At 62.1% G+C, this 11752-nt stretch carries 11 protein-coding genes and 1 tRNA gene; 8 read left to right on the top strand and 4 right to left on the bottom strand.

Features of this window, described 5'->3' with window-relative positions; genetic code table 11:
- Positions 1 to 629 precede the first annotated feature (629 nt).
- The 5 genes from BM177_RS05985 (at position 630) to BM177_RS05965 (ending at position 7173) form a co-directional block, all read left to right on the top strand.
- Positions 630 to 1124, top strand: coding sequence for a YcgN family cysteine cluster protein (locus BM177_RS05985; RefSeq protein ID WP_091679831.1), 495 nt, complete (start codon positions 630 to 632; stop codon positions 1122 to 1124).
- A gap of 12 nt (positions 1125 to 1136) precedes the next feature.
- Entirely contained in the window at positions 1137 to 2180 is a 1044-nt protein-coding gene (locus BM177_RS05980; protein ID WP_091679827.1) for an isopenicillin N synthase family dioxygenase, read from the top strand.
- A 433-nt stretch (positions 2181 to 2613) separates the two neighbouring features.
- Complete coding sequence (locus tag BM177_RS05975) at positions 2614 to 4194, top strand: tetratricopeptide repeat protein (RefSeq protein ID WP_091679823.1); 1581 nt, start codon at positions 2614 to 2616, stop codon at positions 4192 to 4194.
- Between the two features lie 754 nt (positions 4195 to 4948).
- A complete protein-coding gene (locus BM177_RS05970) occupies positions 4949 to 5926 on the top strand; it encodes an NAD(P)-dependent oxidoreductase (protein ID WP_091680251.1) in 978 nt (325 codons plus the stop codon).
- Positions 5927 to 6018: 92 nt separating this feature from the next.
- On the top strand, positions 6019 to 7173 hold the full coding sequence (locus BM177_RS05965; RefSeq protein ID WP_244532149.1) for a glycosyltransferase family 2 protein: 1155 nt from the start codon (positions 6019 to 6021) through the stop codon (positions 7171 to 7173).
- 4 nt (positions 7174 to 7177) lie between these two features.
- Here the strand turns inward: BM177_RS05965 and BM177_RS05960 are convergent, their stop codons facing one another.
- The gene (locus BM177_RS05960) at positions 7178 to 7876 is read right to left on the bottom strand and encodes an orotate phosphoribosyltransferase (protein ID WP_091679815.1); all 699 of its coding nucleotides are present in this window, start codon (positions 7874 to 7876) and stop codon (positions 7178 to 7180) included.
- A gap of 143 nt (positions 7877 to 8019) precedes the next feature.
- On the opposite strand from BM177_RS05960, the gene BM177_RS05955 reads away from it, so the two are divergent.
- Positions 8020 to 8811, top strand: a complete 792-nt coding sequence (locus tag BM177_RS05955) for a sterol desaturase family protein (protein WP_244532147.1) — start codon at positions 8020 to 8022, stop codon at positions 8809 to 8811.
- Here the strand turns inward: BM177_RS05955 and hmuQ are convergent.
- Positions 8808 to 9176 (bottom strand): heme-degrading protein HmuQ, encoded by a 369-nt coding sequence (gene hmuQ / locus BM177_RS05950; protein WP_091679806.1) that lies wholly within the window; start codon positions 9174 to 9176, stop codon positions 8808 to 8810. The two genes, BM177_RS05955 and hmuQ, sit on opposite strands and share 4 nt — an antisense overlap.
- A 64-nt stretch (positions 9177 to 9240) precedes the next feature.
- On the opposite strand from hmuQ, the gene cutA reads away from it, so the two are divergent.
- The gene (gene cutA / locus BM177_RS05945; RefSeq protein ID WP_244532146.1) at positions 9241 to 9645 is read left to right on the top strand and encodes a divalent-cation tolerance protein CutA; all 405 of its coding nucleotides are present in this window, start codon (positions 9241 to 9243) and stop codon (positions 9643 to 9645) included.
- Here the strand turns inward: cutA and lipB are convergent.
- Positions 9611 to 10405 carry a lipoyl(octanoyl) transferase LipB gene (gene lipB / locus BM177_RS05940; RefSeq protein ID WP_425284372.1) on the bottom strand — a complete coding sequence of 265 codons (795 nt, stop codon included), beginning with the start codon at positions 10403 to 10405 and terminating at the stop codon, positions 9611 to 9613. The genes cutA and lipB overlap by 35 nt on opposite strands.
- Positions 10406 to 10660: 255 nt before the next feature.
- Here lipB and BM177_RS05935 point away from each other — a divergent pair.
- Positions 10661 to 10745, top strand: a tRNA-Leu gene (locus tag BM177_RS05935).
- Positions 10746 to 10799: 54 nt separating this feature from the next.
- Here BM177_RS05935 and BM177_RS05930 read toward each other — a convergent pair.
- Complete coding sequence (locus BM177_RS05930) at positions 10800 to 11681, bottom strand: hypothetical protein (protein WP_091679803.1); 882 nt, start codon at positions 11679 to 11681, stop codon at positions 10800 to 10802.
- Positions 11682 to 11752: the final 71 nt, after the last annotated feature.

Genomic DNA, 11752 nt, shown 5'->3' with positions numbered 1-11752 from the left:
TCAGCCGCCTTTCCCAAGCGCGGTCCGCGTTATCGCGCGGACGATGATTCAGATATCGAACGTCGCCGTTTACAGATCAAGCATAGAGCATATTCCGATTGGATTGAATCAATCCAATCGACAAGACTATGCTCAAGCTTTTGACTCTGGAGCGATTTCTGATCGATCGCATGACTTCATGCGATCGGAAAGCGCTCAGTTCAGCCGCCGGGGCTCGCGAAATTCTCCTTCAAGCCGCCAGCGGAAAATCCGTAGGGCGATAATCGCCCAAAACTATGACGCGCGGCCGTCTTCCCAAGGCAAACTGAACCAGCGCTCTGGAACGCCCCGCGAAAGGGCCGACGCCCTTGACGAAAGCCGCGGCGGCGCGCAAGTCAAACTCCTGTTCCCTTTTGTCCCGCAAAATAATGTCAGCGCCAGCGAAATTGCATCGACCCGCGCCAAATGGCGAAAACGCTACTCCCGTCCGGCGCCGCCAGAAATCTGCGCCCGAACCTGAAGCCAAGCCCGAACCTGAAGCCAAGCCCAAGCCTGAAGCCAAGGCCAAGCCTGAAGCCAAGACCAAATCCGCGCCTCAGGCCAAGCCCAAGATCAAGACCAAGTCCAAGATCAAGCCCGAGACGGACGCGATGTTCTGGAAGACGCGGAGCCTTGAGGAATTGACCCCGTCTCAATGGGAGAGCCTTTGCGACGGCTGCGGGCGCTGCTGCCTGATCAAGCTCGAAGACGAGGACACCGGGGAAATCTATTTCACGGATATCGCCTGCACGCTTTTTTCAGCCGGAACCTGCGCCTGTTCCGATTATGCGAACCGGCGGCGCCGGGTGCGCGATTGCATCGGCCTGACTCCGGCGAAGGTTCGCGCCCTGGCCTGGCTGCCGCCGTCCTGCGCCTATCGCCTCGTCGCGGAGGGGCGCGATCTCGCCTGGTGGCACCCGCTGGTCTCCGGGTCGCCACAGACCGTGCATGAGGCGGGAGTTTCGGCGCGCGGCCGGGTCCGGGCGCTGGAAAAGCAGGTCCGGCTGGCGGATTATCCCGATCATATCGTCAAATGGCCCCGGCAAATGCCGAGGCCGCGCAAGCCGAAGCCCGCCGCGGCGGCCGATGCGTCCGACGAATTGTGAGGCGTTGACGCCATGAACTCGCTGCCGCTGCTGGATCTCTCCCGCCTCGGGGGCAGCCCGCGGGACAGGGAGGCTTTTCTGGCGGATCTGCGCTCCGCCGCGCGCGAGGCCGGGTTCTTCTATCTTTCCGGGCATGGTCTCGGCGCGCAGGTATGCCAAACCCTCTTTGCGGAGGCGCGCCGGTTTTTCGCGCTTCCGGAGGCGGAAAAGCTGGCGGTCGAGATGATTCGTTCGCCGCACTTTCGCGGCTACAGCCGTCCCGGCGCGGAACTGACGCGCGGCAAGCCAGACTGGCGCGAGCAATTCGACATCGGCGCCGAGCGCGAGGCGGTCTGGCGCTCCGGCGACCCGGCCTGGCTGCGCCTGCAAGGCCCCAATCAATGGCCGGACTCCTTGCCCGAGCTGCGCGCGGCGCTGCTCGGCTGGCGAGGCGCGCTCACGGAGGTTTCGATCAGGCTGCTACGGGCGTTCGCCGAGGCGCTGGGGCAGGACCGCGAGGCCTTCGCCCCGATTTACGCGGGCGCGCCGAACCAGCACGTCAAGATCATCCGCTACCCCGGCGGCGACGGCGCGAGCGGGGATCAGGGCGTCGGCGCTCACAAGGACAGCGAGCTTTTGACCCTCCTGCTCCAGGACGATCAGGACGGGCTCGAAGTCGAGGTCGAGGAGGGCCGCTGGATCAAGGCGCCGCCGCGCGCGGGAACGTTCGTGGTCAACATCGGCGAACTTCTGGAACTCGCCTCGAACGGCTATCTGCGCGCGACCATGCATCGGGTCGTCGCGCCGCCGCCGGGGCGCGAGCGTTTCTCCATCGCGTTTTTTCTGGGCGCTCGGCTCGACGCCCGCACGCCCTTGCTCGATTTGCCGCTAGAGCTTGCGGCGCAGGCGCATGGACCGGCGAGCGATCCCGCCAATCCACTGCTTCGTCACGCCGGGGAGAATTATCTGAAAGGGCGGCTGCGCTCGCACCCCGATGTGGCGGCGCGATATTACGCCTCTGGCCATGCGGATAAATTGCAAGGTCAGATCGCCGGAGAGGGCAGTGGCTCAGTTTGAATTTCAGCACTCGACCCGGCCTCGTCGATCCAAGGCTTGGTTCCGATTCTCAGAAGCAGTCGTTTAGAAGTTGGGGAACCGACTGCAGAGCGCCCAATCCCGCCAACCGCGAAAAACGTGCCATTGTCCCTTCGTGAAACATTGCGGACATTGACATTGCCTGGCTTGACGATCTCCGAACGGCGTTGAGCGGACATTCGCTCCTCATCTCTGCACGCTGTAAGCGCCTGATATAATTGAGGCAACTTGCCAGAGCAAATTTTTGAAATATCCACAAGCGGAATTGCGTAAGGAGTGCGGACCCACGAAGAGCGAGCAGTCTTCAACAGGGGCAACGGCTTAGCTTTGCTCGGATTCAATTCGGAATGGATTAGGGTCGGAGCAAACCCTATATGAGGGATGTCGGTTCATTGAGATTTCGGAGAAAATAGCGATGTCACTCCTGAAGCGGGGTGTAATCGTTGTCGTTATCGGACTGCAGCTCGGTGGTTGTGGCGCGTCGACGGCAAATGCTGCACAAGCCTATAAGGGTAATATTACCTACATGACGTCCGGCGCGATTCGTGGCGCTGCACTCTTAAGTGCGGGTATCCTTGTCGCGAATTCGCTCGCGCAGGCTCAGCAGGCGCAGGTCGAGGGGAACGCCTCCGCCTATACCGATCGCGGCATCGCCTATGGGAAGAAGGGCGATCTCGACCGTGCCATCGCCGATTTCGACAAGGCGATCGAGTTCGATCCGAAATATGCTGTCGCCTATTACTACCGCGGCGTCGTCTACGGGACAAAGGGCGATCTGGACCGCGCCGTCGCCGATTTCGACAAGGCGATCGAGCTCGCTCCAAAATACGCCTTAGCTTACAGCAACCGCGGTGAGGCATTCAGGAGGAAGGCCGATCTCGACCACGCGATCGCCGATTTCGACAAGGCAATCGAGCTCAATCCGAAATTGGCCCCCGCCTATAACGACCGAGGTTTAGCTTATGCTAGCAAGGGCGATCACGACCGCGCCATCGCCGACTACGACGAAGCGATCGAGCTCGATCCGAGAAATGCTCTCGCCTACAACAACCGTGGCAACGCTAATACGAACAACGGCGATCACGACCGCGCCATCGCCGACTACAACAAGGCGATCGAGCTCGTTCCGAAATACGCTGACGCTTATTACAACCGAGGCATCGCTTACGGAAACAATGGCGATCACGATCGCGCCGTCGCCGACTACGACAAAGCGATCGAGCTCGATCCGAAAAATGCCCTCGCCTACAACAACCGCGGCAACGCTTATAGGAACAAGGGCGATCAAGACCGCGCGATCGCCAATTTCGACAAAGCGATCGAGCTCAATCCGAGATACGCCGCGGCCTATGCTGGCCGCGGTTTTGCATACCAGAGCACCGGCGATCAAGACCGCGCGATCACCGACTACGACAAAGCGATCGAGCTCGATCCGAAAAATGCCCTCGCCTACAACAACCGCGGCAACGCTTATAGGAACAAGGGCGATCACGACCGTGCGATCGCCGATTTCGAGAAGGCGATAGAGCTCGTTCCGAAATTCGCCTTCGCTTATAACAACCGCGGCAACGCTTATGCGAACAAGGGCGATCAAGACCGCGCGATCGCCGACTACAACAAGGCGATCGAGTTCGATCCGAAACTGGCAGCTGCGTACAACGGCCGCGGCAACGCCTACGGAAACAAGGGCGAACTCGACCGCGCCATGGCCGATTTGAACAAGGCGATTGAGCTCGATCCGAAAAATGCTCCCTCCTACAACAACCGCGCTATGGCCTACTTTGAGGCGGGTAAGACGGCGCAAGGACTGCGGGATGTCCAGACGTCACTCGAGTTGGGCCCAGACGACCCCGCCGCGCTCGATACGCGCGGTCGCATCTTGGAAGCGCTCGGCCGCAAGGATGAAGCCATCGCTGACTTCCGACGCGCGCTGGCAAAGGGGCCAGATCGGCAAGAAATAAAGGACGCCTTGAAGCGCTTGGGCGCAAGTCCGTGAGGTTCCAGGGTTGGCAATCATCGAACTTCACCCACAAACTCCGACGGCGATCGGTCAACTGGACCCGCCGAGCGAGATGCAGATACGGGTGGGGCGAAATATGCGATGGTGTGCAATTACGGCGAGCGATCCAGGCGAAAGCAGCTTCCATGTATGCGCATTTGTGAAGAGCCGAACGCTCGCGCTCGCTTTTACGGCTGGCGTCGCCACAATGGCTTCGCTCGACGCGCCCCCGTTCGCGGATTGCCAAGGCGTTTCGAACCGCTGACCTTCGCGCGGCCCGCCGCCGCGCCCTGCGTTTTCCTTTCGCGCCACGTGCGCATGGAGCATGGCGCTTGTGCGTTTGGACGGCGCACCAGTCGCATAAGCCCCAGTCTGAAACCCGTCATGCGGCTGAGAAAACTTAGCGTTTTAGGATGGCTATTTCCACCAAAACGGAAATCAAGACAATCGCTTAAACGCTGAGCGTTTTTCTTGAATTACGCACAGGTGCATTAGGTCCGCTTATGGCCCAACCTTGCCGTTCAATAGATTTCTTTGACAGGCGGCTATCCGCCCAACCACGCAATAGACAGAAAGGCCGCTTTCCAAAATGCCCGCTCGGGAACGGACTGACTGAAATCCACCCAGTGCGGAAATTCAAACTGAGACGCTGCCCGCTCTTTCCATGCTTTTACAGCTGACGCATGGCGCGGCGGACGGATTTGCGCTATTCGCCAAATCCAGCACTCGCCGGAATGATAGAAGCGGTCAAATGAACGACATTCCCTCCGAGCCTCAAAAGACGGTCCGCTCTCCCCTCATCGTCAACCAGGGCGGCGCGAAGATCGGCGAACTTCTCGCCGCGCACTGGTCGCGCCCGCAGATCATCGAACATCCCAAGGGCGCGCTGGGGTGGGAGGTTCCTCCGCAGGCCGATGTGCTGATCACGCAGGTTTCCGCCTTCCGGGGCGCGCCCGACTCGCCGCCGCCCGGCTGGCCGTTCGGGCTTCGGATGATCCAGATCATGTCGGCGGGCGTCGATCCGTTCCCGCCCTGGCTGTTCGAGGGGCGCATCGCTTCCTGCGCGCGTGGCGTCGCGGCGATTCCCATCGCCGAATTCGTGCTGGCGACGATTCTCGCCTTCGAGAAGGATTTCGAGGCGATCCGCGTGCGCGACAGGTCGCAATGGAAGATGCGCCCGCTCGGCAGCCTCCACGGCAAATGCCTTGGTCTCGCCGGCTACGGCGCGCTTGGTCGGGCGATCGCGGATCGCGCGCGCCCGTTCGGGATGCGAATCGTCGCCCTGACGCGCGAACCGCGCCCGCTCGACGAAGGCGTCGAAGGGGCGGGCGATCTCGCCTCACTCGTGGGTGTGGCGGATCATCTGGTTCTCGTCCTGCCGCTGACGCCGCGCACGCGGAAAATCCTCGACGCCCCGGCGCTGGCCCACGCGAAGCCGGGGCTGCATGTCGTCAATGTCGCGCGCGGCGCGCTCATCGATCAGGACGCCTTGCTGGCGGCGCTCGACGAGGGCCGCATCGCGGGGGCGAGCCTCGACGTGACCGATCCCGAGCCGGCGCCCGAGGGCCATCCGTTCTATTCTCATCCGAAGATCCGGCTGACGCCGCATATTTCCTGGGGAGACCTCAGGGCGACCGACCGCCTCGCCGCCAAAATTCTGACGAACCTTGATCATTACGTCCGCGGCGAACCGGTCGAGGATATCGTCGACCCCGCGCGAGGTTATTGACACGCGCTCTTGCTTTTTGCGGTCAGGGGCGTCTGTGCTAGCCAGCGGGCGCGGCCCGCCGATCAGGATCGCGGCCATATGGGATGCGGACAATGAATGAATGGCGGTCCACGACGGGCGTCGCTGGCGAGCAGGCCGGCGCGGCGCATGCGTTCAAGCTCCCGGTCGTCAGCGTCATCGTCGTCAATTACAATTACGGGCGCTTTCTGAACGACGCCGTCGGCTCAATCTACAGCCAGACCTATCCCAACGTCGAATGCGTCGTCGTCGACAACGCCTCGACCGACGACAGCGCCACAATTCTGCTCGCGCTTCAGGCGCGCCACCCGCAATTGAAAGTTGTCCGGCGTGAGGCGAACGGCGGTCAGACCCCGGCGGCGCTCGACGGCCTCGCGGCGACGAGCGGACCTTACGTCATCTTCGTCGACGCCGACGACACGCTGCTTCCCCGTTGCGTCGAGACGCATATGTTCGTCCATCTGTCGCTGCGGGTTCATGTCGGCTTTTCCTCCGGCGACATGCTCCAGGCCTCGGAGGATCAGGTGGTGCTCGGGACCGAGCATGCGTTCAATCAGTTCTTCAACGGCGACCTTGGCAAAAAAGCCGGGGCGACGCGCGCCTACAGGCATTCCTTCGGCGAATCATGGCCGCCGTATCATGTCGACGCCTCGTTGCTGGACAGGATCCGGTTCGTGAACTGGACCACCAATCAATGGGTCTGGTCGCCAACCTCAGGAAATTGCTTTCGCCGCGACGCGCTGGGTCTTTTCGCCGGCAATCCGGCGTTGCGCAATTTGCGCACCGGGACGGATCTCTATTTCTGCCTCGGAATCAACGCGGTCAGCGGCAGCGTCCTGATCGACGAGCCGGTCGCGGTGTACCGCATCCACGGCGGCAATATTTTCTCCAAACGGCCGCAGCTCGACCATGTCCTCTGCTACCAGCCGGGCTGCGAGGGCGACAGCAACGACGAGGCCAAGGCCATCCTGGTCGATCATTTGATTGACCACGCGGATTATTTCGTCGACCGGGGCTGGACGCCATTCGATTACGCGCGGCTTTTGCGCCGCATCGACTGTTCCGACCCAGCCAACACGGCGGCGCCAAAATGGTCGCGGCGCTCCCGCGTCGCCAATCAGCTTCTCGCCCGGTTCAAGACCATCGCCCCCGTGCTGGGCGCCCCGATCACCAAAGGCCTGATGTTTCTAAGCGGCGTGCCGTGGCGGAAAATCCTGACGGCGCGATAGGACTTTACCCCGCCGGCTTGAATTCCTTGACGCCTCCGTGCGCCGCCGACCATTCCGCCGGACGGCTCAAGAACGCGTCCACCTCATCGAGGACCGCGGCGTCGAAATAGCGGTTCTCGCGCGCGACCGCGATCACGTCGCGCCAGGTCGCAAGGGAATGCAGCGTCAGCCCAAGCTCGGCCATGAGGGCCGGAGTGTCGGAAAATATATCATAAAAAAAGAACACGAAGGCGTGGTCGCAGGCCTGGCCCGACTCGCGCAGCGCATTGCAGAAACTCGCCTTGCTGCGCCCGTCGGTGGCGAGATCCTCGACGAGGAGGGCGCGGCCGCCCACATGAATGTCGCCCTCGATCCGGGCGTTGCGGCCAAAGCCTTTGGGTTTTTTCCGTACATATTGCATCGGCAGCATCAGCCGGTCGGCGAGCCACGCCGCAAAAGGAATGCCCGCCGTTTCGCCGCCGGCGATGACTTCGAGGCTCTCGTAGCCGATTTCGCGCTCGATCGTCGTCACGGCGAAATCAATGAGCCGATTGCGCAGTCGCGGATAGGAAATGATCTTGCGCATGTCGGTATAGACCGGGCTCGCCCAGCCGGACGTGAAGATGAACGGCGTTTTTGCGTTGAACAGCACCGCCTCCACCTCGATCAGCATCCTGGCGGTCTCGCGGGCGATGATTTGCTTCTCGGGCGAAGAGCCGCTCATCGGTTTTTACCTTGTGTTCGAATGAATGGAAGCTTGCAGGCGGCTGTGAAAAACCGCAACCCGCTCTTTGTCCTGAGGTTAATTTTGCGGTAAGCCGGGGCTGAGGACTAAGTGATGCTTGAACGCCGAAAGGGTTGCGCGACGTGGGTTCTGGTCTTGATATGAGCGGCTCGTCGTGGAGTCCGCCGCTGTTTCTCCTCGCCTTCGCGGTTCAGATGCTCGTCTATCATGGCGCGGGGCTTTTGTTCGAATATTGGGACCGGACCAAAATGCTGCGCGCCTTCAAGGTGCGCGACGTCGACCGGCTCGGCTATCGCGAATTGTTGCCGCGGGTCCTGTTCAACCAGTTTTTCATTTTGCTGCCGTCGATGGGCGCGGTTCAATATTTCGGACTGGCCTTCACCGGCGCGCCGCATATGGGGCTCGTTCATTTTCTCGCCGCCATGGCGCTGATGGGGGTGGGGCACGATATTGTCCAATATATTTTCCATCGATTTGTGCTGCACAGGGCCGGTCTGATCCGCAAGCTTGGCCATAGCGTGCATCATTCCACGGGCGCAAGCAAAGGCGTCAGCGCGTGCTACATGAGCCCGGCGGATTTTTTCCTGGAAATCGTTCTGCCTTATCTCATCCCGCTGGCGCTGGTCGGGGCGGGAGCCGATGTCGCGTTTCATCTGATCGTCGCCAGCCTTGGCGCGCTGGGCGGGCTCTACGAGCATTCCGGGTATGATTTTGCGGCCAAAGCGCCAAAGGAACGCGCGCCGGGCCTGAAAGGGCTCGCCACTGCGTGGTTTTTCGCCGCGATCACCAGCAAGGCCCACGGCGAACATCATCGCCGCAGCAATGTCAGCTTCAGCGACGGCTTCGGCAGTCCGGGCATCTGCGACACGATCTTCGAAACCCGCTGGGATCTGGCGGGAGGCCGCAAGGGTTAGGCCGCGGCCGGGCTCGGCGCCGCAGGGGAGGGGGTCTGCGCCTTGAGGCGCGGATTGTCGAGGGTCTGGATGACCTCGAAGCCTTCGAATTCGGGATGCCCGATCGTCAGGGGTTTCTGGCCGCCCGCATGTTTGTGCGCGGCGCGAAACTGTTCGGATCTGGTCCAGGCGAGAAAATCCGCCTCGCTCGCCCAGATCGTATGCGACGAATAAAGCACATGGTCCTCGCGCTCCGGCCCTTTCAGCATATGAAACGAAATGAACCCCGGCACTTCGTCGAGGCGGGATTCGCGCGTCAGCCAGACATTTTCAAAAGCCGCCTTTTCAGTCTTGATGACCTTGAAGCGGTTCATGGCGATGTACATGACGTTCTCCGGGCTTGAAGCTTTCCGGCTTATATTAACGCCTGTCCGTGAAACAGGAAATGGCTTGCCTCGCCTCGCCTCGCCTCGCCGCGCCTTTGCCGAGGCTTTGGTTTCCGGCGGCGGCCGGGCCGACGAGACCGGGAGCGCATTCATGAAAATGATCTATGTCACGCTGAACAATGCGGATGAGGCGCGCGCCATCGCGCGGGCGCTTCTGGAGCGCCAGGCGGCGGTCTGCTGCAACTGGTTTCCCATCACCTGCGCCTATCGGTGGGAAGGCGAGATCGTGGAGGAGCCGGAAGTCGTGCTTCTGGTCAAGACCCGGGCGGAACTCACCGAAACCGTGGAAGGCATCGTCAAAGCCGCCGTCAGCTACACCAATTGCATCGCGCGGATTTCCCCTGACGCCGTCAACAGCGCGTTTCTGGACTGGCTCAACCGGGAGGTTCCGGTTGGGCCGGCCTGCTGACCTCAAGCGGGACCGCCGGGCCGAAAACGCATTCGAACTCGCGCAGGAGCGCCGCGTCCACGTCATCCATGGCCGCGTCTGATCCGAGATCGCGAAGGCTGGTCACGCCAAGCCGGGCGTCCGCGACGCCGCAGGGCCGGATCCCCGTATAATGAGAAAGGTCCGGCGCGATGTTGAGCGCTATTCCATGGAAGGACACCCAGCGCCGGAGCCGGATCCCCGCCGCGGCGATCTTGTCCTCGGCAATCTCCCCACCAAGGTCTCTCGGCTTGTCCGGCCGCTCCACCCAGACCCCGACGCGATCCTCGCGCCGGAGCCCGACGACGCCGAACGAGGCGAGCGTTCGGATGATCCAGGTCTCGAGGGCGGCGACGAAACAGCGCACGTCCGGCTGGCGGCGTTTCAGGTCGAGCATGACATAGGCGACGCGCTGGCCGGGGCCGTGATAGGTGAATTGGCCGCCGCGGCCCGATTCGAAGACGGGAAAGCGCGGATCGAGCAGATCGGCGTCCCGCGCCGACGTTCCTTTCGTGTAGAGCGGCGGATGCTCCAGAAGCCAGACCTGTTCCGCAGCTTCGCCTGCGGCGATGGCGTCGGCGCGGGCCTCCATGAAGGCGACGGCTTCGGAATAGGGGACAGGCGCGTGGGAGATTCGCCATTCGACCGGCGGCGATCCTTCGCGCGCCGTCATGACTTTGGTCAGGGTGTCGCGCGCACACGGCGCGGCGGTCGCTTGCGAGAGGGAAATATTCTTCTCCATATGCAAGGCGCAAAGCAGGTTCGCGTGAGGTGAAGAGCCGGTTCGCGGACTTCGCCGGAGGCGAGGTGTTGCGAAGATTTAGGGCTTTGAGCGCGCCGCGCCAAGGAGCGTCAGAGAAAGATGGCGGATCCTCCCCCATCCTGACGAGGTATGGTTCTTGAGGAGATTTTGGATCGCTGCTTGCCACGGGAGCGGCGATTTGTTAGACGACGCGCCTGCCTCGGCGAAGGCCTTTGATCCTTCGCACGGGCGGTTGCGGCCATGGCGGAATTGGTAGACGCGCTAGCTTGAGGTGCTAGTTGGGCAACCAGTGGAGGTTCGAGTCCTCTTGGCCGCACCAAGTTCCTGTTGGCCTCGTCTGGGGTCTGCGCCTTGGGACCCGAAGACCAATCAGTCAGCCGCTTTTCGCCAACGAGCCGAGCCCTTTCGCCAGCGCAGCGGCGAGCGTCCTCGCCGCCTCGGTCGGCCTGCGCCGCGACCCGATTGTTTTGTTGAGATCGAAGACGACGGGTTCGCCGTCGCAGATCGCATAATCGATCTTGCCGTAATCCATACCAAGCTTGCGCCGCAGATCCCAAAGCCCGGGCGGCGCGGGCTTGTCGAGTCGCGGCGTGTGCTTTCCGTAGGTGGACACGGGATCGTCGGACAGTTCGGCGCGATCAATGCTGACGTCGCCGAGGAAATACCATTCGCGCAGGCAATATTTGCCGTCATGCATCTCGGGACTGAATTTCGTGACGATCAGCGCCGGGCAGTCGAAGACCCCGGCGGGGACGTCCCGAACCGAGTCAAAGACGCGGTAGTCCTGCTTGCCGCGCATAGGATAGGGATAGCGCGGCTGAACGCCGCCCGGCCAGCGAATCCCTTCCCGGGCGAGGAGGCGGGCCGCCAGGCCAAACGGGCTCCAATGCGGATATTGCAGATTGATTTCGGGAAATCCCGCGGAGTTGAGGTCCGTCTTGACGATCACAGGCCCGTCATACCCGTCGCCGCGCACAACCCGGTTGCGGGAATAGGAGCTTTTGCGGATGTCCTGGATATTTGCGTTGACCGCGGCGGGATAGCCGTTTGCGAATTCCCGGTATTCGTCCGGCACAAGCGACTGGTCGACATGGAGAAACGCGACGTCCGCCGGAGGCCTGCGGGCTGTTCCGGCGACGTCGGTCACCGACCAGCCGGCGCGCTCCCATTCGGGGCGCATGAGACTGACGAGGTAAGGCGCGTCCGGGCCGCCCGCGGCGTTCTTGTGATGGACTATCAGCAGCCTGCGGGACATCGCTCAATGGGGCCTTGCGGAGGGTCCGGCAGGAAAAGGAGCGTGGACCGGTCGTTTGATGTCCGTCTAGA

Origin of the sequence: Methylocapsa palsarum (assembly GCF_900114285.1) — a bacterium.
Taxonomy (GTDB): domain Bacteria; phylum Pseudomonadota; class Alphaproteobacteria; order Rhizobiales; family Beijerinckiaceae; genus Methylocapsa; species Methylocapsa palsarum.
This window is presented reverse-complemented; position numbering and strand designations above follow the sequence as displayed.

Coding starts and splice junctions, on each gene's coding strand:
- hmuQ (WP_091679806.1), bottom strand. CDS start 9,176: ATGTACATCGCCATGAACCGCTTCAAGGTCATCAAGACTGAAAAGGCG.
- BM177_RS05970 (WP_091680251.1), top strand. CDS start 4,949: ATGAACGACATTCCCTCCGAGCCTCAAAAGACGGTCCGCTCTCCCCTC.
- BM177_RS05965 (WP_244532149.1), top strand. CDS start 6,019: ATGAATGAATGGCGGTCCACGACGGGCGTCGCTGGCGAGCAGGCCGGC.
- lipB (WP_425284372.1), bottom strand. CDS start 10,405: ATGGAGAAGAATATTTCCCTCTCGCAAGCGACCGCCGCGCCGTGTGCG.
- BM177_RS05930 (WP_091679803.1), bottom strand. CDS start 11,681: ATGTCCCGCAGGCTGCTGATAGTCCATCACAAGAACGCCGCGGGCGGC.
- BM177_RS05980 (WP_091679827.1), top strand. CDS start 1,137: ATGAACTCGCTGCCGCTGCTGGATCTCTCCCGCCTCGGGGGCAGCCCG.
- BM177_RS05975 (WP_091679823.1), top strand. CDS start 2,614: ATGTCACTCCTGAAGCGGGGTGTAATCGTTGTCGTTATCGGACTGCAG.
- BM177_RS05985 (WP_091679831.1), top strand. CDS start 630: ATGTTCTGGAAGACGCGGAGCCTTGAGGAATTGACCCCGTCTCAATGG.
- BM177_RS05960 (WP_091679815.1), bottom strand. CDS start 7,876: ATGAGCGGCTCTTCGCCCGAGAAGCAAATCATCGCCCGCGAGACCGCC.